We start from the raw sequence: 22,010 nt of genomic DNA, 5'->3' as shown, positions 1-22,010 counted from the left end.
GCGCGCGCACGCGTCGAGCGTTCGATCGGGTCGCCCCGCCCCTCAGCGCCCCCCGTTCACCGACAGCACCTGCCCGGTGATCCAGGACGCGAAGTCCGACGCCAGGAACAGCGTGGCGTGCGCGATGTCGTCCGGTCTACCCAGCCGCCGGAGCTGGATGGATTCGATCAGCCGCCGCTGTCCCTCGTCCCCGTAGCGGGCCCACTGCCGCTCCGTGTCGGGGTTGGACAACACGAAGCCCGGCGCGATCGCGTTCACGCGGATCCCGAACGGACCCAGCTCGTGGGCGAGCTGACGCGTAAGGCCGATCTGCCCCGCCTTGGCGGACGCATACGCTTGGATGCCGGTGAGGCTCACCCCCAGGCCGGCGCCGCTGGAGATGTTGACGATCGCGCCGCGACCGGCGCGCTTCATCCCCGGCGCCACCGCCCGCGAGCAGTGGAAGGTCCCGTCCAGGTTCACGGCCACGATGTCGCGCCAGTCGGCGTCGCTCACCTCCTCCACGGGACGACCGCGCTGGCCGCGCACGCCGCCGGCGTTGTTCACCAGCACGTCCACCGGCCCCGCGTCCGCCTCGATGCGCGACACGAGCGCGTTCGCGCCCTCCGCGTCCGTGACGTCCAGGTGAGCGGTCCGGCCCTGCGCGCCCAGCAGTCTCCCGGTCTCGGAGAGCTCGGCGTCGGAGACGCCGGTCGCCCACACACGCGCGCCGCGCTCCGCGAAGGCGACCGCGATGGCGCGTCCGATCCCGTGATCGGCGCCGGTGACGAGCACGCACTTCCCGTCAAAGGTCACGTGCACGGGTGCGCTCCCGCAGCGTTCGGATCGTCCTTCACGCCCATGGTCCTTCCAGGGCCGCCCGGGTCTCCTCCACGCCCGCGGCCCACAGCCGCAGCATGTCCTCGTCGCCGCGCTGATAGCGGCCACCCATGTTCCCCTCGCCGAGATAGGCGCGCACCTCGGCGGGAGACATCGCGGCCATGCGCACCCGGTCGATCGAGGGCGCCGGATCCTCCGGCTGTTCCACGCCCTGGAGGCGCGTCCAGGGGAAGTTCTCGGCCCACGAGGCGTGGGAGCCGACCGGGTCGATGGCCTGCAGCACGGACAGCGTGCGCGGTGCGTTCCACCAGTTGTGCATCTTGACGCGGACACCGGCATGGCCGGCCGCCCACTCCACCGCGAAGGCCGCCGCGGGTGCGTTGCCACCGTGCCCGTTCACGAGGAGGATGCGGCGGAAGCCCATGCGAGCCAGGTGGTCGAGCACGTCGCCCACGAGCCGCAGGTAGGTCTCGACCCGTAGGGACACCGTCCCCGGATATCCGGTGAAGTAGGGCGTCACACCGTAGGGCAGCACCGGGAAGACCGGGACACCGAGCGGCTCGGCGGCCTCGAGCGCCACCCGCTCGGCGAGGATGGAGTCGGTGGCAAGGCTCAGCCGGGCGTGCTGCTCGGTGCTCCCGAGCGGGAGGACGGCCCGGTCCTCGTGCTCGAGGAGGCGTTCGAGCTGCTGCCAGTCGAGGTCGGCGATGCGCATGGGACTCCGGTTCGAGCGGGAGGAGCGGTGTGCGCGCGAACGTGGAGCCTGCCTCCACTCCGGTGCAAGGTGGCGCGCAGGGGCGGCCGAGCGGCTCGCCGACCGCCGCGCCTGGAGCGGGGCCGGAGGCGGACGCCGACCGCCCTGCCCGGTCCTGGTGCGACGTGGGAGGCCCGACACCCTGCGGGACTCCCCCACCGCGCGCCGGCGCATACCTTTCGGCCGGGCCCGCCCGCGGGTGAGCGCGTCCCGGACGGTCGGGCGATGCTCCGGGGTGTGCCCCAGGTCTCCGCCGCCCGAGGTGCACGTCGTGTCCAACGCCCCATCCGAGCTCCGCGCCGTCACCGCATTCGCGCCCGCGAGCGTCGCGAACGTGTCGGTGGGCTTCGACCTCCTGGGCTTCGCGATCGGGGGTGCCGGCGACCGGGTGACGATCCGTCCCGCGCCCGACCGCAGCGGCGTGCGCATCACCGCGCAACGCGGGGTGGTCACCTCCCTGCCCTCCGATCCTGCCCGCAACACCGCCACCGTGGCGTTGCACGCGCTCCTGGCCGAGCAACCGCTCCCGTTCGGGCTGGACGTCGAGATCGACAAGGGCATCCCGCTCGGGTCGGGGATGGGCGGGTCGGCTGCCTCCGCGGTCGCGGCCGTGGTCGCCGCCAACGCGTTCTTGCCCACCCCCGCGTCGTCGGACGACCTGCTGCGGTGGGCCACCGTCGGGGAGGCCGCCGCCAGCGGCGCACAACACGCGGACAACGTGGCCCCCTGCCTGCTCGGGGGGCTCACGGCGGTGGTGGGCATGGATCCTCCACGCGCGATCGCGCTTCCGGTCCCGCCGGGCCTCGAGTGCGTGGTCATCCATCCGCACCTGCAGATCGAGACCCGCCGCGCGCGCGCCGCGATGCGCGCGGAGGTCCCCCTGCACGACCACGTGCGGCAGTCCATGCACCTGGCCGGCTTCGTGGCCGCCTGCTATACCGGCGACGCGATGCTGCTCGGACGCAGTGTCGTGGACCTGGTGGCCGAGCCTGCGCGCGCGCCGCTGATCCCCGGATTCCACGACGCGCGCGTAGCCGCCGAGGCCGCGGGCGCGCTGGCGTTCGGCATCTCGGGGTCGGGTCCCACGGTCTTCGCGCTCACCGCGGACCCCGCCGTCACCGCACGCGTGGAGGAAGCGGTGCTACACGTGTTCGAGGCCGGCGGCGTCGCCGCGGACCCCTGGAGCGGGCCGGTCGGACAACCCGGTGCCCACGTGCTCGACGCCATCGAGGCCGCATGAGATACCGCAGCACGCGCGGCGAGGCGCCGCCGGTCTTGTTCAGCGAGGCCCTGCTGCAGGGTCTGGCCCCGGACGGCGGGCTCTACGTGCCCGACCGCTTTCCGGAGCCGGACCGCTTCCCGGCGGAGGCCGGCTCCGACTACGCCGCCTTCGCCGCGGCCGTGCTGCGTCCCTTCCTCGAAGACGACCCACTCGCCGAGCACGTGGAGGGACTCTGTCGGGAGGCGTTCGATTTCCCGGTCCCGCTCGTGGAGCTGCCGCGGCGTACAGCCGTGCTGGAGCTCTTCCACGGGCCCACGGCCGCGTTCAAGGATTTCGGCGCCCGCTTCCTGGCGGGCTGTTTCCAGCACCTGCCACCCGATCCCGACGATCGTCCCCGCACCATCCTGGTGGCCACGTCGGGCGATACCGGCGCGGCGGTCGCGGCCGCCTGCCACCGGAAGCAAGGTCTCGAGGTCGCCATCCTCTTCCCGGAAGGCGCCGTCTCTCCCCGTCAGCAGCACCAGCTCACGTGCTGGGACGGAAACGTCACCAGCTTCGCCGTGCGGGGCACGTTCGACGACTGCCAGCGCATGGTGAAGGAGCTCTTCCAGTCGGGATCGTGGCCCGGGGGAGGTCGGCTCACCTCCGCCAACAGCATCAACGTGGGGCGGCTGCTCCCGCAGGTCGTCTACTACGCCTGGGCTTCCCTGCAGTACCGCGCGCGGCACGGGCGCGCGCCGGGATTCATCGTCCCGTCCGGCAACGTGGGCAACGCGGTGGGCGCGTTCTGGGCGCAGCGCGCGGGCTTCCCGGTGGCGCGCATCGCGCTGGCCACCAACGCCAACGACGTCATCCCCACCTTCGCGGGGGGAGGCCCGTGGGAGCCCCGCCCCTCCGTCTCCACGCTCGCGAACGCGATGGACGTCGGGCATCCCTCGAACATGGAGCGGCTGTTCGACCTGGCCGGAGGTCCCGAGGCGCTCCGTCCGTTGCTGCACGCGCGCACGGTCTCCGACGAGGAGATCCGCGAGACCATCCGGAACGGTCCCGCCCGTTGGGGCCAGGTCTTCTGCCCCCACACCGCGACCGCCGTGCGACTGCGGGAGGAGATGTCGAGCGCGGACCTGGTGGTCGTCGCGACGGCGCACCCGGCCAAGTTCGAGCAGATCGTCGAGCCGCTGGTGGGTCACCCCGTGGAGGTCCCGCCGGCCCTGGCGGAGCTGCTGGCCCGACCCACCCACGTGCGGGTCATCGAGCCCACGGCGGATTCACTGCGGACGGCGTGGGCGCAGGAGCGAACGAGCGGTCGCGGCGGGGGGCCTTCCTCCGAGGTGGAATAAGGGTAGATTGGTGTATTCTGAGGACGGATCCGATGCCGCTCAACATCAAGAACGCCGAGGTCGAGCGCCTGGTCGCCCAGGTCGCGGACCTGACGGGTGAATCCAAGACCGAAGCGGTCCGGCAGGCGCTCGTGGAGCGCTACGCGCGGCTCCGGCAGCGGGTCGGCGAGCAGGCCAAGGCCGATCGGCTGCGGCGGTTCCTGGAGACCGAGGTGTGGGCCCGCGTGCCCGCCGACCAGCGGGGCGCCGGACCGGACAAGGCGGAGCGGGAGGCGATCCTGGGCTATGGAGCGGAGGGCGTATGATCGTCGACGCTTCCGCCCTCCTCGCGGTCGTCTTCCGGGACCCGGGCTACGAAGACGTCCTGGATCGCCTCCGCACGGCGGAGGCCCTGGCCGCCGCCACCCCGACCCTCGCCGAGGCAGGCATCGTCCTCGAAGCGCGACTGGGTGACGCCTCCCGCGGGCTGCTGGAGCGCATGCTGGACGAGCTCGCCATCCAGGAGATCCCCTTCGGCGAGATCCACTGGCGTGAGGCCGTCGAGGCCTACCGCAGGTTCGGGAAGGGACGCCATCCCGCGCGATTGAACTTCGGCGACTGCATGACCTACGCGGCCGCCGCACTGGCCGGTGAGCCCTTGCTCTTCACCGGGGACGACTTCGCGCAGACCGATCTTCCACGGTAGCGCGCCCCGGACTCGATCCCCGATCCCCGGGTTCGCCTCGACCCGCCTCAGCCCGCCAACCGCTCCTCCGCCAACCTCCGGGCCGCCTCTTCCGTGCTGACGCCCTCCCGGTCGGAGAGCTCCAGGATCCGCCGCACCGCCTGCTCCGCCGAGCGCGTCACGCGCTCCGTGGCCTCCGCCTCCGTCCAGCCGAGCGCCTCCATCCCCGTGATCGCCATCGCCCCCCCGATGTTGATCGCGTAGTCGGGCACATAGAAGATGCCGCGCTCGGCGAGGCGCAGCTCATCTCCTTCCGTGGCGAGAGGGTTGTTGGCGCCGCCCGCGACGATCCGGCAGCGCAACGTGGGGATGGTCCGTGCGTCGAGGACGCCCCCGAGCGCGCAGGGTGCCAACACGTCGCAGGGATGCGCGAGCACCGCGCCCGGATCGAGGGACCGGGCGCCGGTGCGGCGCTCCAGGTCGTGCACCACACCCGCGTCCAGGTCAGCGAAGCGCACGTCGGCGCCCGCGTCCACCAGACGCTCGACCAGCCCCGCGCCCACGCTCCCCACCCCCTGCACCACCACCCTTCGGCCGCTCAGATCGTCGGTGCCGAAGACGTGCGCGCAGGCCGCGCGGATGCCGGCGAAGACGCTGAGGGCCGTGTACGGACCGGACGACCCCGCGCCCCCCGCCGCCGGGGTGCGGGCGAAGACGTACGGCGCCCCCGTCTCGGCGATCACGTCCATGTCGGTGGGGGAGGTCCCCACGTCCGGGCCGGTGTAGAAGCGGCCGCCCAGCTCCCGCAACAAGGTGCCGTACCGGCGGAGCAGCGCCTGCCGCTCCCCGGCGTCGAGCTCCGCCGGGGCGTGGATCACGGCCTTGCCCCCTCCGCGCTCGAAGCCGGCCACCGCGTACTTGCGGGTCATCCCTTCGGAGAGCCGCAGCGCGTCGGTGACCGCGTCCGCCAGGCGGGCGTAGGCCTTGAAGCGCGTCCCGCCCGTCGGAGGCCCCAGGCGCGAGGAGTGCAGCGCCAGGATGATCCAGGCGCCCGATGGCGCATCGTGGTGCAGGATCAGCTCGTCTCCGCCCCAGCGAGCGAGCTGCTCCTCGAGCACATCCGTCAGTGCGGGGTCCATTCGCATCTCCGGAATGGGAGGGACCGGGCCGTCTCCATCAGGACCGTCGACGTCCGGCGACGGTCTCGTCGTCGTCTCTCTGGGGTCCGGATGTCGACCGTTGCGACCCCTCCGGCGTCGCTACCAGTGGGTGGGCTTGTAGTCCTTCAGGAACCTGCCCCAGACGTGCTCGCCGGTGTTGAACCCGTGGAGGATGGGGTCCACGATCCGGGCGGCCCCGTCCACGATGTCCAACGGCGGGTGGAAGCGATGCTCCACGCGCTTGCGCTCCGCGATCTGCACGGGATCCTCGTCGGTGACCCACCCGGTGTCCACTGCGTTCATGTGGATCCCATCGTTGTGATAGTCCGCGGCCGAGGTGCGCGTCATCATGTTGAGCGCCGCCTTGGCCATGTTGGTGTGCGGGTGACGCGTGGTCTTCGACGTCCGGTAGAACTGCCCTTCCATCGCCGACACGTTGACGATGTGCTTGTCGCGCTCGGGCGTGGACGTCATGAGCGGCTTGAGGCGCGCGTTCAGCAGGAACGGCGCGACCGCGTTGACCAGATGCACCTCCAGGAGCTCCACGGTGGGCACCTCCGCCATCAGCATGCGCCACGAATTCATGTCGCGCAGATCCACCTGCTGCAGGTCCTGATCGAGCCGACCCATCGGGAACAGCGCTCGCTGCGCCTCCACTTCCTCCGGCAGCAACGCCACCTGACTCAGCTCCGCGGCGCGCGCGATCCCGGCCGCTTCGCGCACGGTGGCGTCGCGGGCCGCGGCCTCGGGTCCTTCCGGCAGCATGTGATAGCCGCGAAGCCCCTCCCAGCGGCCGATCAGACGGCGCACCGGCGGCGGAAGGGTGTGCAGCGCCGCCGTCTCCTCCTCCATCATGTGCTCGTAGAAGGCCGGAGGACGCCGCACGGTCTGGCACGCGTTGTTGACGATGAAGTCGAGCCTGGACTCCGTGGCCATCAGCTCGCGGCAGAACGCCTCCACGCTGGGTGTGTGCCGTAGATCGAGCCCGAAGATCTCGAGTCGGTCACTCCAGTCGGCGAAGTCGGGCTCCCGCGCGAAGCGTTGCGCGCCGTCGCGGGGAAAGCGGGTGGTCACGATCACGTGCGCACCCGAGCGCAACAGCTTGATGGCCGCCTGGTAGCCGATCTTCACGCGCCCGCCCGTGACCAGCGCGACGCGGCCATGCAGATCCGCCAGCTCCGACCGCTTCCGGAAGTTGAACTCCGCGCATTCCGGACAGAGCTGGTCGTAGAAGTGGTGGATCTCGGAGTAGTCCTGCTTGCACACGTAACAGTGCGTGCGCTCGACGGTGACGGGCTCGTCGGTGTCGGGGTCGACCTCGTCGGGCTCGCCGATGCGCGGTGGGAAGACGTTCGGCGTGGTGAACGTGGGCTTGCGCCGGAGCTGGCGGATGCCGGTCTCCTCCAGCGCCGCCTCCTCGCGGGCGGCCTGCTCCGCGTTGCGGCGGCGGACCAGCTCCTTCACCAGCCGTCGACGCTGGGCCTTGTCCGGACAGAAGACGGCGCCGGCGGCCTGGATGAGACGCTGCTGCTCGCCCTTCCGCAGGCTCGCCAGGAGGCCCCGGTCGTCGACGACAGCCTCCAGGACGCCCAGCGCGTCGCGAAGGCGCTCGGGCGGGAAGGATGGGGCGGTTCCGGAAGCACCGGTCGTTTCGCGGACGCCCTCCGGAGGGTCGGGACGTGCCGATGCGGCGTCCTGGGCCGGACCCGGGGTGGACGGCGGGGGGTGCTCGCCCGGGGCGGGCGCGTCGGAAGTCGGGGAATCCATGGGCGAACCCTACACCGGGGTCGGAGCGGGTCAAGCGGGGACGCCGGGCGGTGTCGGGGAAACGCACCCGCCGGCCTCGCCCCGTCCGGCCCGCGCCGGGCGGGGACCTGTTCCGCGCACCGGTCCATGTCCAACTCCTCCCCCCGTTCGTCGCTTTGCCAGATGGGGGCCGCCGTGGCTCCATTCAGGAGGCACGAGCGGCGGGGCCGGCGGGGGGCCGGTCCCGCCCCCACCCTGCAACCGGAGCGCCGGGACCGAGCGCGCATGTCGTCCGAATCGTGGGACCGTCTGGCGACGGTGTTCTTCCGGGCCCTGGAGCTGCCCGCGACGGAGCGCGCGCGCTTCCTGGATCAGGCCTGCGCAGGGGACGCGGCGTTCCGGCGCGAGGTGGAGAGCGTGCTCGACGCGCACCTGGCGGTGGACGCCTCCGGTGGGGCCGAGCCCGTGCGCGAAGAAGCTCCGCCCGCACCGCGCGTCTCCGGCACCCGGATCGGCGCCTATGCGCTCGAGGCCCTGATCGGCCGCGGGGGGATGGGCGAGGTCTATCGGGCACGTCGGGCCGACGCGCACTACGAGCAGCAGGTCGCCATCAAGCTGATGCGGCCGGGCCGGGACACGGAGGCGCTCCTGCGGCGCTTCGCCACCGAGCGTCAGATCCTGGCGCGCCTGCAGCATCCCCACATCGCCACCCTCCTGGATGGCGGCGTCACGGCCGAGGGCGAGCCCTACCTGGTGATGCAGCATGTCGAGGGCCAGCCCATCACGGCCTGGGCGAACACGCAGGCGCTCCCGCTCGAGCGCAGACTGGGCCTGTTCCTCACCGTCTGCGATGCCGTGCACTTCGCGCATGCGGGCCTGGTGGTGCATCGTGACCTGAAGCCCAGCAACATCCTCGTCACCCGGGAAGGGGACGTGCGGCTGCTCGACTTCGGCATCGCCAAGCTGCTGGACGGCGATACGCGCAGCGGGGCCACGACCGGTGACCTGATGCTGCTGACGCCCGAGCACGCCGCGCCCGAGCAGTTCCTGGGCGGCATGGTCACCACGGCGACCGACGTCTACGCGCTGGGCGTCCTGCTCTACGAGCTGCTCACGGGTACGCGGCCGTTCCAGCTGGTGCCTCCGCTCGAGATGCACCGCGCCGTCTGCGAGCGGGAGCCGGTGGCGCCGAGCGTGGCAGCGGCCGATCCCCGGCGGCTGGGCGAGGCGGGTCTGGAGCGCGCGCCCGTCGCGCCGGAGCGGCTGCGCGGAGATCTCGACGCCGTCGTGCTGCAAGCCCTGCGCAAGGAGCCGGAGCGGCGCTACCGCTCGGTCGCCGAGCTGGCCGATGACATCCGTCGGCACCTGGACGGGTTCCCGGTCGAGGCCCGGCCCGAGACCTTCGGGTACGTGGCGGGGCGCTTCGTGCGGCGGCACCGCACCGAGGTGGCCTCCGCGGGCCTCGCGGCCGTGTTGTTGCTGGCCCTCGCGGTCGTCTCCATCCGCTCCGCGGTCACCAGCCGCCAGCAGGCGGCTGCCCTCGCGGTCGAGCGCGACGTCGCGGTCGAGGTCTCCACGTTCCTCGAAGACCTGTTCCGGTCTTCCAATCCATTCGCGGCCGGCAACGAGCGGCGCGACACGCTGCGGATCGCCGCCCTCCTCGAGGACGGCGCCACCAAGGTACGCACCGAGCTCGACGCCCAACCGCTGGTGCAGGCCCGTCTGCTCACCGCGCTGGCGCGCGCCAACGGCAACCTGGGCCGGCACGATCGCGCCTTGCCGTTGCTGGAGGACGCGTTGGCGCTGCGGGAGGCGGCACTGGGCGCCGACGACCCGGAGACCGCCTCCACGCGGCGCTCGCTGGGAATCTCGCTGTGGGAGTTGGGCCGCGGCGCAGACGCGGAGACGGCGCTGCGGGCGGCCGTCGCCGCCCTGGATGCGGCCGCCGACGCCCCCATGGAGGAACGCATCCGCGCCTGGGAAGGACTCGGCAACAGCCTGCACGCGCAGGGGCGTTTCCCGGAGGCGGAGGCGGCCTACCGGCAATCGCTGGACCTCGCCGAAGCGTACTACGAGGGCCAGGGGACCGAGCTGGCCAACCTGCTCTCCAACCTGGGCACCGTCCTCAACAAGCAGGCCCGGCTGGACGAGGCGGAGCCGCTGCTCCGACGCGCCCTCCAGCTCCAGGAGGCGGATGGCGGCGCGGATCACCTGCGGGTGGCGGGTGCGCTCAACAACCTCGGCTCACTCCTCCTCAGCCGCCGCGACTACGAGGGCGCCGCGGAGCTCCTGGAGCGGGCACGCACCATCGTGGAGCAGACGATGCCGGGCCCCCACCCCCGCACGGCGGTGCTCCTGAACAATCTGGCCGTCGCCTACCTGCAATCGGGCCGGGTGGACGAGGCCGAGGCGCTCTTCCGTCACGTCCTCGACCTGCGGCGCACCCTGTTGGGGGATGCGCACCCGGACGTGGCCTCCGCCCTCATCAACCTTGCCGCTGCGGTGGACCGGCACGGCCCCGAGCGGCGGGAGGAGGGCTTCGCGCTGAAGCGGGAGGCCCGCGACCGCATCGTGGCCACGCTCGGCCCCGACCACCCGGCGGCGGCCACGGCGTCCCAGAACCTCGGGGTCACCCTCCACCTCCTGGACCGTCATGCGGAGGCGCTCGCCGAGTACGAGAATGCGCTGCGCATCCGGCGCACGGCGCTGGGACTCGCCCATCCCCTCACGGCGAACGTGACCAGCAAGGCCGGCCAGTGCCTGATGGATCTCGGCCGGCTGGACGAGGCCGAAGCCCGCTTCGAGGAGGCGTACGCGGGCTTCGAGCCGCTGAAGGTCCCGGAGGCGGAGCAGTGGCGGCACCTGCTGGGACTGATGGCGGAACTGTATCGCCGGACGGACCGGCCCCTGGAAGCCGAGCGCATGGAGGCGCTGCGCGACTCGGCCCCCGGCTGAGCCAGAACCGGTCCGCTTGCTTGCCGCCCCTCGCGGCCCCCGCCAACTTCGCGCGGTCCTACAGAGCGCGGGTTCGCGAGGCTTCAACGGAGGTGGCAGGCATGCAGGTGCGGCGGTGGGGGCTCGGAGTGATGATGGCGGCCGCGCTGGCGGGATCCGCCCCGGCTTCGGCCCAGACGCTGGCGACGGACGATCCGGTGTTGCGCCAGATCTGGGAGCAGGCGATGAACCGCTCGCGCATCGAACCGATGGCGCAGGCGCTGCTGGACTCGATCGGGCCTCGCCTCACCGCGTCTCCCGGCATGGAGCGCGCGCAGGACTGGGCCGTGCAACAGCTGGCCCGTTGGGGCTACGACGCGCAGCGGGAGGAGTACGGCACCTGGGAAGGCTGGGACCGGGGGCCCAGCACGGTCGCCCTCATCCAACCGCGCGTACGCTCCCTGGAAGGGCGCATCCTGGCCTGGAGCCCGGGCACCGGCGGGCGGCCCGTGGAGGGCCCGGTCGCGGTCCTGCCGACCATCCGCTCCGCGGCGGATTGGCAGCGCTTCCTGGGCGAGGTGCGCGGCCGGTGGGTGATGATGTCCTTCCCGCAGCCGACGTGTCGGACGGACGACCAGTGGCGCGAGTTCGCCATGGAGGGCTCGTTCGAGCGCATGGATGGCGCGCGGGACGCAGCCGAACGCGCCTGGAACGAGAGCCTGCGCAACACCGGCAGCGCAGACGCCCGTGGCCGGGAGCTGCACCAGCAGCTGGAGGCAGCCGGCGCGCTCGGCGTGGTCACGTCGCAGTGGCCGGGCTCCTACGGCACCACGCGCGTGTTCAATGCCTATACCCGTCAGATCCCCACGTTCGAGCTGGGCTGCGAGGACTACGGGCTCGTGGCCCGGCTGGCCGCCAACGGGCAGGGTCCGGTGCTGCGGCTCACCGCCGAAGCCCGCAACCTCGGCGAAGTCCCCGTCTACAACGTGATCGCCTCGAAGCGCGGAACCGAGCTGCCCGACGAGTACGTCATGCTGTCGGCGCACTACGATTCGTGGGAGGGCGGTTCGGGCGCCACCGACAACGGCACCGGCTCGGTGCTGATGATGGAGGCGGCCCGCATCCTGTCGGAGGTCTATCCGAACCCCAAGCGCTCGATCGTGATCGGGCTGTGGAGCGGCGAGGAGCAGGGGCTGAACGGCTCGCACGCCTACGTCGAGGACCACCCCGAGGTCCTCGAGGGTCTGCAGGCGTTGTTCAACCAGGACAACGGCACGGGCCGCATCGTGAGCGTGAGCGCGTCCGGGTTCGTGGACGCCGCGGGGAGCCTGGGCCGGTGGCTCTCGCGCGTGCCCGCCGAGGTCACGCGTCACATCGACGAGAGCTTCCCCGGCATGCCGTCGGGCGGCGGTACGGATCACGCCTCGTTCGTCTGCGCGGGCGCGCCGGGGTTCGGACTGGGCGCGTTGAGCTGGGACTACGGCTCCCACACCTGGCATACCCACCGCGACACGTTCGACAAGCTGGTCTTCGACGACCTGAAGAACAACGCGGTGCTGGTGGCTTCGCTCGTGTACCTGGCGTCGGAGGACCCGGAGCGTGTGGATCGCACGCGCCGCGTGATGCCGGTCAACGGGAACACTGGTCAGCGCATGCCTTGGCCGGAGTGCGCGGCAGCCGTGCGCGACAGCCGCAACAGCCCCCGCATGTGACGCTCAGACCGGGCGGAGGTCGCAGCCCGTCTGGTGCGACCCGCAGGCCGGCGCGAACGGTGGGAGCTCCCGGGCGGGAGCTCCCACCGTACCCCGATCAGCGCACCCCCACCCAGCCCTTCACGGACGCGAAGAGCGCGGCGGAGTCGTAGCCCACGCCGTCCTTGAAGACGGTCTCGATCCTGCGGAACGCGTCCGGATCCGTGGTGGGATCGCCGCGCATGAGGACCAGATCCGCCCGCTTGCCGGTCTCCACCGTGCCGATCTCGTCCTCCAGCTCCAGGTAGCGCGCGCCGTTGCGCGTGGCGACCTCCACGGCCTGCTCGGCGCTCAGTCCCATCTCCATCAGGAGCTGCAGCGCGCGCTGGTTGGCGTAGCCGGGTACGACGTCCCCGCCGCCCGTGGGATCGGTGCCCACCACCAGGAAGCCGCCCGCATCGTAGAAGGCCTTCTCCATGGCCATGTACTTGGCGAGCAGCGCTCCGCCCACCTCGTTGGCGGGATCGTCCGCCCGTTCCAGGCGCGCGACCACCTGCTCCCGTAGCTGGGGCAGCATGGCGTCGAGCGCGCCCTGGGGGGGACGGGGGCGGTCCTGCGCGCGGCGCTCGACCACGGTCAGGGTGGACGTGAGCGCCACGCCCGCGTCGATCAGGTGGCGCACCAGGTCCGTGAAGGCCGGGCTGTCCAGATCGAGATCCAGATAGCTCTGGTTGGCACCCTGTGGGCACTCGTCCGGCCGCTTCCCGGGCACCCAGTCCGTGGCCGCGAAGAACCCGTGCTCGAGGTTGTCGATGCCCAGGTCCGCGGCTTCGCGGTAGGTGACCGAGCACAGGTGGCCCGTGACCTTGATCCCGCGTGCATGCGCGGCCTCGATGGCGGCACCCAGCGTGGCGCGGTCGATCTGGTTGTACGCTTTGAACGAGGTCACGCCGCGGTCGGCCCAGAAGTCGACGTGGGCGCGCGCCTCCTCCGGCGTGCGCAGCACGGGAAAGGCGCGGATGAAGCCGCCTTCGCCTTCCAGGTACGGGCCGGTCACGTCCATGGTGGGGCCGGGGATGCGCCCTGCCTCGATCAGCCGCCGCGTGCTCAGGTCCGTATAGGGGTCGAGGCTGCCGCCGGTGCGGATGGTGGTGGCGCCCCCCGCGAGGTACAGCGGCGGGAACGACACCTCGTTGGTGTTGTAGCGCGCCTGTCCCGACGGATAGAACATGTGCTCGTGCAGCATCACCCAGCCGGGCGTGAGCGTGCGGCCGCTGCCGTCCACCACGGTGGCCCCCGACGGCACCGCCACCGATCCGGACGGCCCCACCGCGGTGAGGATCCCGTCCGTGAAGACCACGGTGACGTCCGTCCGCGCAGGGGTCCCCGTCCCGTCGATCAGGCGCACGTGGGTCACGGCCACCGTGGCGCCCGGCACGGTGACGAAGCGCAGCACGGCGTCCGACAGGTCCGGGGGCCGCTGGGCCGACAGCGGAGCGGCGGCCAGGAGGAGGACGGCGGAGAGGAAGGTCGGAGCGCGAGGCTTCATGGGTGCGACCGGATCTCGAGGGAGGGACGGAGGCGAGGCGGCAGCCGGGTGCCGGCCGTCAGGGCTCGCCGCCGTCCTTGGTGCCGCCCCCGAGGAGGCGGTAGAGCAGGTAGACCACACCGCCCACGACCAGCAGCGTGGGGATCCACCCGAGCAGCTTGAGCACGACCCCCACGGCGAGCACGGCGCCCGCGCCCTGCACCCAACCCATCACCTGGCCCTTGGTGCGCGCGGTCTCCAGGTCCGACTTCGAGTAGATCTTGGCGGGGAGCTGCTCCACGAGGCCTCCGGGCGGTGGCGGGTGGGGGAGGTGTGAACCTGAGGGCGGCGGCAGGGGCGGCGCCACCCCCGGCCATCGGCCGCGGACCGAGGACGGTGACGGTCGCCTCCACGGTCCTGCGCAAGGCAGGAGGAGCGTTGCGGCCTCCCCTGCACCGCGGCAGACTGGCGCCCAGCGCACGCACTCCCCCGCTCCTCGGAGGTGGCCGTTGTCCGAATTCCCCGACTGGCCGGAATGGCGCTACAGCCCCTTCTCCAACCACACGGAGGAGGAGCGCGACGCGGCCCAGGCCCGGGTCGCCGCCCTCGGGTCGGCGGCGGCCGTCGCGGAGCTCCTGCGCAGCCACCCCAGCGTGGTGCTGCGGGAGCGGGCCGCCTGGGCGCTGGGGTACGTGCGTGAGAACGGCGAGCCGGAGTACGCCACGCAGTTGCTGGAGTCCGACCCGGAGATGGTGTTCGACCTGCTCCGCCACGAGACCAACTCCTGGGTGTACGCGGGGCTGATCGAACAGGTGGTCGGCGCCCGCGATCTGTCCCCGGAGACCGCGAAGCGGCGGGTGGCCGTGGTGCAGGAGCTCCTCCGCACGGGTCAGCCCTCCTCGCGGCGGTGGTTGACCTGGCAGGTGATCCTGCGGGGCGACCCGGACACACGGGCGTTCGTGGAGCCCTGGCTCGAGGGCGTCGCCCGTGAGCGTCTGCTGTCCGAGCCGGAGAACTCGATCCGGTACCAGTTGGCCGAGGAGATCCTGGGCACGGGCTACCGGATGCCACCCGGTCTGTTGGAATTCACGAACCAGTGGGCCAAGCACGTCGGATACAAGACGGGATACGCGCCACCGCAGGGCGGGAAGTGGCCTCCCAAGGATCCGGGCTTCTTCGCGGGAGAATCCCGTCCCTTGTTGGCGCCGAAGCGGGCGGCGCCTCCGGCAGCCGCGGGAGCGGCCGCCGCGGCCGCCGCTGCGCCCGCGAGGTCGCGCAGCGGGGAGGCGACCGCCCCCGCAGCGGGCTCCGGTCACGTCACCATCGAGCACACGAAGAAATCCATCAAGGCCCAGGGCGTGCTCGCCCGCGTGCTCCTGGGCGCGGGGTTCATCGTGCCGTTCACGTCGGTGGAGAACCGCTTCGTCGTGGCGGCGGTGATGATCGCGGCGGCGTTCGTCTGGCTGCAGTGGTTGAAGGTCCAGCGCTGGTGGGAGCACGGCTGAAGCGTCGACGGGGTCCGCCGATCGGCACGGCGCCCGCCGGCCGTCGTCGCGTTCGCCGCTACCCTTCCGGCCAGCGGTCCGCGCCCGCCTCCAGGATCGGATCCTTCTCTCCGGTCAGTTGCCAGCGCACCAGCACCACCGGGATGACCCCCGCGGCGAAGAACTCGTCGAAGAACCGCTTCTGCGTGAAGTCGTCCCCGAGCTGCAGCGCGCGCTCCGCCATCAGGCCTTCGATCTCGATCTTGCCGGTGATGTAGCTGGTGCCGTAGCCGGGCTGGCGGAGGTAGAGGTGCTGCTCGCCACGGACCAGGTCGCCGTCGGTGAGCCAGCCGCGGGGGGTCCAGCGCATCGCGTGCTCGACCGCCTGCTCCATGTCGTATTCGCCGCCGTGCAGACGCAGGCCGCTCAGGCCGCGGGCGGCGCGCTGCGCCAGCATCACCCACACCAGCTCGCGCGAGCGGGGCCGGTCGTCGAACAGGCCCGCGTGCATGGCCATCTCCTCGATCCCGGTGGCCAGGCCTTCCGAGCGGGCATCGAAGATGTTGTAGAGCGAGGGAACGCTCCGGATGGGGCTCGGATGCGGATCCTCACGCATGCGCGCCAGCTCGATCCAGTGGTGCATGTGCGTGCGCATGACCAGCGGATCGCGGTAGTTGACCTCGTTGAAGAAGTTGCGCAGCTCGTCCGGCTCCACGGGCTGGAAGGTGCCGTTCACGGCCCGCAGCGCGGCCTCCATCCACGGCTGCATCGTGTGGATGCCCTCCCCCTCCAGGAAGGCGAGGTAGTCGTCCACGGCCTCGTTCAGGCGCCGATCGTACTCGGCCGGCGAGGCGATGCGCTGGAGCCGGGGGAGGTCACGATTGCGGTTCTCCTCCAACCGCAGGGAGCTGTGGGCCCGGGCCAGCTCGCGCTCCAGCAGCGTGACCTGCTGCTCCCACGACCAGGGGACGAGGTGCACGTTCCGCAGATACCACGTGTAGTGCTCCTTCCCCACGCCGGAGGGCCCCGTCTTCGTCGGAGCCTGCTCCTCCAGCCACGCGCGGAATGCGTCGGTCGCGACGCGGGCGCCCCGGATCGCGTCGTCGAGATCCGCGTGCCGTCCTTCCACGCGCTCCGCGAAGGCCGCCAGATCCGCGCTCTGCGCGGCGAAGGAGCGGAACCCCGCCAACCACAGGTCCCGTGCGTCGCCCGTCAGGTTGCGCCGGGCCTGATCCAGCAGCGCGGGAATGGCGCCGATCCGCGCGGTCAGCTCCTCGGCGTCCGCGTCGGAGAGGGGCAGCGCATAGGTCCACAGGTCGATCGCGCCGTGGATGAGCGGGCCTTCGTGCGCGGGCACGTCCGACTGCGCGGCGTAGACGGAGGCATAGAAGGCGGGGTCCCGGGCCCAGGGCCGGCGCACCCGATGATCGAACTCGAGCCCGTTCATCTCGGCCCGCACCAGGTGCCAGTCCACCTGCTCGGCCACACTCCAGCGCGCCGGTTCGAGCGCATCCAGGCGGGCTCGCCACTCCGGCAGGGCCCGGTGCTGCGCCGCCATGGCCTCGGCGCTGTAGTCGGGCACACCGTCCACGAGGACGGGGTGCTCGAACTCCCGCCACTCGCGGAAGAGGGCCACCAGGTCGTCATGGGTTCCGGGGCCCTGCGGCGCGCCGGTGGCGTTGGCCGCCTCGTCCGGCGCGCACGCGCAGACGCCGAGGATCAGGAGCAGCGGCAGCGAGCGCCGGACGCATGGCGCGAGAGACATCGTGCACCCCGGGTGCGGGTCGCGAGTGTGGTCGGTCGGACGGTAGGGAGGGGCCCGGGAGCGGGGCAAGGCGCGGAGGCGGAGCGGAGCGTCGCGATCGATCCAGCAGGCCGGGCCGGGGAGCGACAGCCGCCCTCCTTGGGTCGCGGTCCGGCAGCCCTCTCCCCGTTGCTGGAAGCCGTGCCCATCTGCATTCTGACCGGCGCCTTCCCACGTCGTTCCGCACGGTCCCGCGCAGCACTGCCACGCCTGGCAGAGGAGACCTTCCCATGAGCACGCCGTCTGGACGTACCCCTGCCTCGTCTCGTTCCGGCGCCTTCGCTGCGCGCCGGTGGATCGGTCCTCTGCTCCCGGCGGTGGTCCTGCTCCTGGGCGGCTGTGCCGGCGCCGCCAGCGCTCCGCCGCCCGGCGCGCCGGAGATCCGCCGCGGCGTGGAGGGGACGGAGCGCGTGGTGCAGCGCGGGCAGGCGCTGACCGCCGTCTACCCGGTCCCGCGCGCGACGGCCTGGACGGCGATGCAAACGCTCCTCACGGAGCTGGAGATCCAACCCACCACCGTCTCTCCGGGGGACGGTCGGTTGTTCGCGGATGGATTCCGGATCGTCCGCCTGGCCGACCGTCGGGCCTCCGTGTGGGTGGACTGCGGCACCGACCTGAACGGGCCGGTGGCGGACGCCGCCCAGGTGCTCGGCACCCTTCGCCTCGTCGCGTCGCCCGAGGGTGCGGAAGGCACCCGCATCTCGATCCAGTTCGACGCCGAAGCCCGCGCCCGTGGAGGCATGGAAGGCGTCCGCTCCTGCACCTCCACCGGACGGCTCGAGGAGCGGATCTTCCAGACCCTCTCGGAGCGGTTGGGCGCAGGGTAGGCACGCGCCGATCCGGGGCTCGTTCCAAGTCCTGTGCGCAAGGAAGGCCGGATCACGGCGGCAGGTCGAGCGCGGCACGGGGGCCCGACTTCCTGGCTCGCTTGTCGAGCCACTGAACCGCAAGCGGCCGACGGCAGGCCGTCAGGCCCGCGCGTCGGCCGCTGCCGGCGAAGGGGAGCCTCTCCGGTGCGGAGGAGGGCGCCCGGGTCCCGCCACCGTGGCTCCGATCAGCCCTCCGGCGTCTCCTCGCGCGGAGTCTCGTCCGGTCCGGTGGCGTCGTCGTCGCACGCGGCGAGGCCGAAGAAGGGCAGCATGAACACCAGGAGCAGCAGGGCACGGACGCGCATGGCGGAAGCCTCCTCTGGGAGCGGGGTACGGCGCGGACCTCCCGCGCTCCTCTCCAGGCGACACTCCGTCGGCGAATTGGTCACCCCTCCGGCCCGTGCGCCGGACTCAGTCCCTCCAGGTGGTGAAGGACGTCGCGGCGCTGCGCTGTTTGGGCGAGGGGATCTCCGCCGGAACCCCGAGCGGGATCGTGGCCACGACGCGCTGGCCCTCGGGCACCCCGATGGCCGCGCGCGCCCCTGGATCGTCCATCACCGCGCCGGACTTGATGTGCGTCCCCAGTCCCACGGTCGCCGCCACCACGGTGAGGTTCTGGATGGCCATCATCGTCGACGCGTAGTCCTCCTCGCGGATCTCCGGGTTGTCGTCGAGCACCATGGCCACCGCCAGCATGGCCGGCAGCGCTTCGTGCTCGTGGGCCACCTTCTCCCGCACCAGGCGCGCGGCCTCGGGGTCCTCCACCTTGCGGGCCTTGCGGCCCCCCAGCACCTCCCCGAACGCTCGACGCGCCTGCGGTCCCAGCACGTAGAAGCGCCACGGCTCCGTCATGCGGTGGTTGGGCGCCTGCACGGCGGCCTCCAGCAGATGCTCGATCTGCTCCCGGGAGACGGGCTGGTCGGTGAAGCGCTTGATGGAGCGGCGCGCGTGGATGGCGGAGACCGCGTCGGGCGCGGTGGAGCTGGACGACATGCGAGTCCTCCTGGACGGTCAGAACGGGCTGGATGGGAAGACGGCGGCGGCCTACCGACCGATGCGCCGCAGGACGTAGTGGCCCGCACCCTGGGCGATCCGGAGCTCGGTGGCCGTTCCGCCCGGAGTGACGAACCAGAAACGGGAGCCGCCATCGCGCCACACCCCGTCTCCGACGTGGGTGGGCCGGAGCGGCGTGGAGGACGTGGCGGGCTGGAGGACGAGCTGGTCTCCGTCGCGCGTGACCTCCATGTGCGCGTGTGTGCCGCGGGCGGGCCCGGCGTACTCTCCCACCAGCGCGTCGAGATCGCCGCGGTACGGCACCGCGGTCGGTGCGGGATCCGCACCCACCAGCAGATCCAGGAAGGCGCTGGCCAACGCACCCGGCGGCTGCGGACCCGTGGAGTTCTGCAGGACCACCACCGCCATCTCCTGCGCGGGAAACCAGAACGCTTCGCTCAGGAAGCCGTTGATGCCACCGCCGTGCGCGATATAGCGCTGGCCGGCGCGTTCGCCGACGCCCAGGCCCATCGCGTAGGTGATGGGCGTGCCGTCCCGCAACGGACGAGGCGTGATCATGGCTTGGTACGACGCTCCCGACAGGATGCGGCCGCCGTGCAGCGCCCGATTCCAGCGTACCAGATCACCGGCGGTGGAGCAGAGCGAGCCCGCGGCGTACGGCCACGTGTGGTCCAGATACCCTTTGCGCACGAGACCGTCGGGGCTGCCGTCGTACCCGTGGGCCGCCCGGGCGCGCACGGCCGACTCCGAGCAGTAGTACGACGCGTCCATCCCGGCCGGCGCGAACAGGTGCTCCGCAACGTATTCCTCGTAGCTCTGGCCCGACTGCTTCTCGATGATGAGACCGAGCAGGAAATAGGCGGAATTGTTGTAGATCTGGGCGGTTCCGGGCTCGAACTCGAAGGGCTCCGCCTCCACCAGGGACACCAGCGTGTCGCGTGGCAGATCCTTGACCACCAGCTCCGCGAAGACCGGCATCTCCGTGTAGCCCTTGATGCCGGACGTGTGGTCGAGCAGGCGCCGGATCGGAACCGGATGACCATGCGTGTCGAACTCGGGCAGCACCTCCGAGACATCGGCGTCCAGGTCGAGCTTGCCCTGCTCCACCAGCTGCAGGATCGCCGCCGCCGTGAACTGCTTGGTGACCGACCCGATCTCGTAGCTGGCGCTGGCGTCGGTCGGCGTGGGAACCGACCACTCCAGGTCCACCTGGCCATAGCCCGCCAGCAGCAGCGTGTCCGCGCCGCGCACCACGGCCACGGAGACGCCCGCGACCATCGGGTGGGCCACGTGCGCGCGCGCAGCGGAGTCCAACGCCGCGACGAGGCGGGTGCGATCGGCGATCTGCCCGTGCGCGTGCGCGGCGGACACCGCCGAAAGCCCCACAACGGGACCGAGGCGGCGCGCGCAGCGGAGAAGGGAGCCGAAGGCACCCATGGAACCCCCTGGAAGGACGGACGTTTGGCAGGTCGAGCCCAACGATAGGGCCGTCAAGACACCAGAACCAGCGCGCGCACGCGGCCCGCCCACGGACGGCCTCGACGTGGCGTTCGTTGCGACGGGGGACCGTTCCTGCGCTTCAAGTGTATTAACGCCAAGCATCTAGCGAGTTTGCGCGGCCGCTGCTGGATGCCGTGGTTCCCACCCCAGGCCCGAAGACGCCGATGACATCCGACTGGATCGACCGCAACGATCTGAGCGTCTACGTCCTCTCCGGGGCGACCAAGGCGTTCGAACGCGAGACCAAGAACAGACTGAAGAAGCTGAAGGAAGACGCCGGCTTCGTGCGCCTCGACGGCGAGTTGGCCGACTGGGTCGTGGCACGCGTGCAGGGGCACAAGCGCTCCTCGCGCGGCCGCACGCCGGCCACAAAAGCGCTCTGGCGGGCGTTCCGTGCCATCGCCGCCGCGCAGTATCACCTCCGGGACGACGACGAGAAGTCCGCGGAGCTGCGCGATCTGCGCGACCGGATCGAGCGCCTCTGGCACGAGACCAGCCCGCAGCCGCAGGAGTGAGATCGAACCCGCGCACGGCTCGCGGGTCTGACGAGGCTCGGCCCCCGTTACGGCACCCGAACCCACAGGACATCCAGAATGGCGCAAGCGAAGAAGGGCGACGTCGTGCACGTGCACTACACGGGTCGTCTGCAGGACGGCACCGTGTTCGACTCGTCCCAGCAACGTGACCCGCTCCAGTTCCAGGTCGGCGCCGGCCAGGTCATCCCGGGCTTCGAGAGCGCCGTCGAGGGGATGGAGGAGGGAGAGACCCGTACGGCGACGATCGAGGCGCTCAACGCCTACGGTCCGCGGAACGAGGACATGATGCTGACGGTTCCGCGGGAGCAGTTGCCCGATGGGTTGGAGCCGGAGGTGGGCGCCTCGCTTCAGGTTTCCACGACGGAGGGGCAGGTCTACCCGGTCCGCATCGCGGAGCTGCAGGAGCAGACGGTGGTGCTCGACGCCAACCATCCGCTGGCGGGAGAGGATCTCACCTTCGACATCGAGCTGGTCCGCATCGGCTGAGGCGGCCCGACCCGCGCGGAGCATGCGCGCGGGTCCGAAGGTTCGAGGACGCGAACGGGCCCCCGGCGACGCGAGTCGCCGGGGGCCCGTGAACGTACGGATGTGGGATCGATGCCGTCAGGCAGCCGCGCCCGCCAGCTCCTCCTGCTCGGAGGCGCTGTCGTCTTCCGTCCATTCGTCGCGATTGCGGGCGTCGAGTCCGCGACCGTGGGGGATCGCGGGCCGCAGATAGCGGCGACCCATGCTCTCCAGGTGCGCAAGCTCGAGCTTGCTCAGGTCCGGATAGCGATCTCCGATATATCCCATCGTATCGTCCAGCCACTCCGTCTGATCGGATTCCGACGCGCCGAGCACGCCGCACCGCTGGATGTGGCTGAAGAGCTCGTTTCGTGCGAGTTCGATCGTACCGTCTCGATGTTTACCCAAACCGTTCATCCTCTCTTCTGATGTAGGACGGGA

The 22,010-nt window shown here is 71.7% G+C and carries 20 protein-coding genes; 10 read left to right on the top strand and 10 right to left on the bottom strand.

The genetic code is table 11. From position 1 onward, the window contains the following. Positions 1-42 precede the first annotated feature (42 nt). Together R3E98_17590 and R3E98_17585 are read right to left on the bottom strand one after the other, a co-directional pair. The gene (locus tag R3E98_17590) at positions 43-801 is read right to left on the bottom strand and encodes an SDR family NAD(P)-dependent oxidoreductase (protein ID MEZ4425215.1); all 759 of its coding nucleotides are present in this window, start codon (positions 799-801) and stop codon (positions 43-45) included. Between the two features lie 31 nt (positions 802-832). Beyond that, positions 833-1,534, bottom strand: a complete 702-nt coding sequence (locus tag R3E98_17585; protein ID MEZ4425214.1) for a creatininase family protein — start codon at positions 1,532-1,534, stop codon at positions 833-835. Positions 1,535-1,844: 310 nt separating this feature from the next. Between R3E98_17585 and R3E98_17580 the strand changes: the two genes are divergently transcribed. The 4 genes from R3E98_17580 to R3E98_17565 are packed head-to-tail and all read left to right on the top strand — an operon-like array spanning position 1,845 to position 4,820. After that, entirely contained in the window at positions 1,845-2,813 is a 969-nt protein-coding gene (locus tag R3E98_17580; protein ID MEZ4425213.1) for a homoserine kinase, read from the top strand. Next, positions 2,810-4,135 (top strand): threonine synthase, encoded by a 1,326-nt coding sequence (gene thrC, locus R3E98_17575; protein MEZ4425212.1) that lies wholly within the window; start codon positions 2,810-2,812, stop codon positions 4,133-4,135. The genes R3E98_17580 and thrC overlap by 4 nt, the downstream gene beginning before the upstream one ends. Before the next feature lie 32 nt (positions 4,136-4,167). Continuing rightward, positions 4,168-4,440, top strand: coding sequence for a type II toxin-antitoxin system VapB family antitoxin (locus R3E98_17570; protein ID MEZ4425211.1), 273 nt, complete (start codon positions 4,168-4,170; stop codon positions 4,438-4,440). Continuing rightward, positions 4,437-4,820 (top strand): type II toxin-antitoxin system VapC family toxin, encoded by a 384-nt coding sequence (locus R3E98_17565; protein MEZ4425210.1) that lies wholly within the window; start codon positions 4,437-4,439, stop codon positions 4,818-4,820. The genes R3E98_17570 and R3E98_17565 overlap by 4 nt, the downstream gene beginning before the upstream one ends. A 47-nt stretch (positions 4,821-4,867) precedes the next feature. Here R3E98_17565 and R3E98_17560 read toward each other — a convergent pair whose 3' ends face one another. After that, positions 4,868-5,938 (bottom strand): Glu/Leu/Phe/Val dehydrogenase dimerization domain-containing protein, encoded by a 1,071-nt coding sequence (locus tag R3E98_17560; protein ID MEZ4425209.1) that lies wholly within the window; start codon positions 5,936-5,938, stop codon positions 4,868-4,870. A 120-nt stretch (positions 5,939-6,058) separates the two neighbouring features. Next, entirely contained in the window at positions 6,059-7,726 is a 1,668-nt protein-coding gene (locus tag R3E98_17555) for an SDR family oxidoreductase (protein MEZ4425208.1), read from the bottom strand. Positions 7,727-7,990: 264 nt separating this feature from the next. Between R3E98_17555 and R3E98_17550 the strand changes: the two genes are divergently transcribed. Both R3E98_17550 and R3E98_17545 read left to right on the top strand, forming a co-directional pair. Then, positions 7,991-10,660, top strand: a complete 2,670-nt coding sequence (locus tag R3E98_17550; protein MEZ4425207.1) for a tetratricopeptide repeat protein — start codon at positions 7,991-7,993, stop codon at positions 10,658-10,660. Positions 10,661-10,761: 101 nt separating this feature from the next. Beyond that, entirely contained in the window at positions 10,762-12,351 is a 1,590-nt protein-coding gene (locus tag R3E98_17545; GenBank protein MEZ4425206.1) for a M20/M25/M40 family metallo-hydrolase, read from the top strand. Between the two features lie 97 nt (positions 12,352-12,448). On the opposite strand, the gene R3E98_17540 is transcribed toward R3E98_17545, so the two are convergent. Both R3E98_17540 and R3E98_17535 read right to left on the bottom strand, forming a co-directional pair. Next, a complete protein-coding gene (locus R3E98_17540) occupies positions 12,449-13,879 on the bottom strand; it encodes an amidohydrolase family protein (protein MEZ4425205.1) in 1,431 nt (476 codons plus the stop codon). A gap of 58 nt (positions 13,880-13,937) precedes the next feature. Beyond that, positions 13,938-14,159 carry a hypothetical protein gene (locus tag R3E98_17535; protein ID MEZ4425204.1) on the bottom strand — a complete coding sequence of 74 codons (222 nt, stop codon included), beginning with the start codon at positions 14,157-14,159 and terminating at the stop codon, positions 13,938-13,940. Positions 14,160-14,367: 208 nt separating this feature from the next. Between R3E98_17535 and R3E98_17530 the strand changes: the two genes are divergently transcribed. Next, positions 14,368-15,363, top strand: coding sequence for a hypothetical protein (locus tag R3E98_17530; GenBank protein MEZ4425203.1), 996 nt, complete (start codon positions 14,368-14,370; stop codon positions 15,361-15,363). 58 nt (positions 15,364-15,421) lie between these two features. Here R3E98_17530 and R3E98_17525 read toward each other — a convergent pair whose 3' ends face one another. Then, positions 15,422-17,107, bottom strand: coding sequence for a DUF885 family protein (locus tag R3E98_17525; GenBank protein ID MEZ4425202.1), 1,686 nt, complete (start codon positions 17,105-17,107; stop codon positions 15,422-15,424). Between the two features lie 269 nt (positions 17,108-17,376). Between R3E98_17525 and R3E98_17520 the strand changes: the two genes are divergently transcribed. Then, on the top strand, positions 17,377-17,973 hold the full coding sequence (locus tag R3E98_17520; protein MEZ4425201.1) for a hypothetical protein: 597 nt from the start codon (positions 17,377-17,379) through the stop codon (positions 17,971-17,973). Between the two features lie 453 nt (positions 17,974-18,426). Here R3E98_17520 and R3E98_17515 read toward each other — a convergent pair whose 3' ends face one another. Together R3E98_17515 and R3E98_17510 are read right to left on the bottom strand one after the other, a co-directional pair. Next, on the bottom strand, positions 18,427-19,008 hold the full coding sequence (locus R3E98_17515) for a nitroreductase (GenBank protein ID MEZ4425200.1): 582 nt from the start codon (positions 19,006-19,008) through the stop codon (positions 18,427-18,429). A gap of 51 nt (positions 19,009-19,059) precedes the next feature. Further along, a complete protein-coding gene (locus tag R3E98_17510) occupies positions 19,060-20,400 on the bottom strand; it encodes a serine hydrolase domain-containing protein (GenBank protein MEZ4425199.1) in 1,341 nt (446 codons plus the stop codon). A gap of 293 nt (positions 20,401-20,693) precedes the next feature. Between R3E98_17510 and R3E98_17505 the strand changes: the two genes are divergently transcribed. Beyond that, complete coding sequence (locus tag R3E98_17505) at positions 20,694-21,044, top strand: hypothetical protein (protein MEZ4425198.1); 351 nt, start codon at positions 20,694-20,696, stop codon at positions 21,042-21,044. Between the two features lie 78 nt (positions 21,045-21,122). Then, positions 21,123-21,551 carry a peptidylprolyl isomerase gene (locus R3E98_17500; GenBank protein ID MEZ4425197.1) on the top strand — a complete coding sequence of 143 codons (429 nt, stop codon included), beginning with the start codon at positions 21,123-21,125 and terminating at the stop codon, positions 21,549-21,551. Between the two features lie 117 nt (positions 21,552-21,668). On the opposite strand, the gene R3E98_17495 is transcribed toward R3E98_17500, so the two are convergent. After that, positions 21,669-21,977, bottom strand: coding sequence for a hypothetical protein (locus R3E98_17495; protein MEZ4425196.1), 309 nt, complete (start codon positions 21,975-21,977; stop codon positions 21,669-21,671). Positions 21,978-22,010 lie beyond the last annotated feature (33 nt).

The sequence above is a fragment of the Gemmatimonadota bacterium genome (assembly GCA_041390125.1).
GTDB lineage: Bacteria > Gemmatimonadota > Gemmatimonadetes > Longimicrobiales > Gaopeijiaceae > JAGQIF01.
This window is presented reverse-complemented; position numbering and strand designations above follow the sequence as displayed.

Excerpts from the sequence above, each read along its gene's own strand:
- R3E98_17540 (MEZ4425205.1), bottom strand. The coding sequence starts at position 13,879 with ATGAAGCCTCGCGCTCCGACCTTCCTCTCCGCCGTCCTCCTCCTGGCC.
- R3E98_17560 (MEZ4425209.1), bottom strand. The coding sequence starts at position 5,938 with ATGGACCCCGCACTGACGGATGTGCTCGAGGAGCAGCTCGCTCGCTGG.
- R3E98_17515 (MEZ4425200.1), bottom strand. The coding sequence starts at position 19,008 with ATGTCGTCCAGCTCCACCGCGCCCGACGCGGTCTCCGCCATCCACGCG.
- R3E98_17500 (MEZ4425197.1), top strand. The coding sequence starts at position 21,123 with ATGGCGCAAGCGAAGAAGGGCGACGTCGTGCACGTGCACTACACGGGT.
- R3E98_17550 (MEZ4425207.1), top strand. The coding sequence starts at position 7,991 with ATGTCGTCCGAATCGTGGGACCGTCTGGCGACGGTGTTCTTCCGGGCC.
- R3E98_17525 (MEZ4425202.1), bottom strand. The coding sequence starts at position 17,107 with ATGTCTCTCGCGCCATGCGTCCGGCGCTCGCTGCCGCTGCTCCTGATC.
- R3E98_17585 (MEZ4425214.1), bottom strand. The coding sequence starts at position 1,534 with ATGCGCATCGCCGACCTCGACTGGCAGCAGCTCGAACGCCTCCTCGAG.
- R3E98_17520 (MEZ4425201.1), top strand. The coding sequence starts at position 17,377 with ATGAGCACGCCGTCTGGACGTACCCCTGCCTCGTCTCGTTCCGGCGCC.
- R3E98_17570 (MEZ4425211.1), top strand. The coding sequence starts at position 4,168 with ATGCCGCTCAACATCAAGAACGCCGAGGTCGAGCGCCTGGTCGCCCAG.
- R3E98_17555 (MEZ4425208.1), bottom strand. The coding sequence starts at position 7,726 with ATGGATTCCCCGACTTCCGACGCGCCCGCCCCGGGCGAGCACCCCCCG.
- R3E98_17545 (MEZ4425206.1), top strand. The coding sequence starts at position 10,762 with ATGCAGGTGCGGCGGTGGGGGCTCGGAGTGATGATGGCGGCCGCGCTG.
- R3E98_17565 (MEZ4425210.1), top strand. The coding sequence starts at position 4,437 with ATGATCGTCGACGCTTCCGCCCTCCTCGCGGTCGTCTTCCGGGACCCG.
- thrC (MEZ4425212.1), top strand. The coding sequence starts at position 2,810 with ATGAGATACCGCAGCACGCGCGGCGAGGCGCCGCCGGTCTTGTTCAGC.
- R3E98_17505 (MEZ4425198.1), top strand. The coding sequence starts at position 20,694 with ATGACATCCGACTGGATCGACCGCAACGATCTGAGCGTCTACGTCCTC.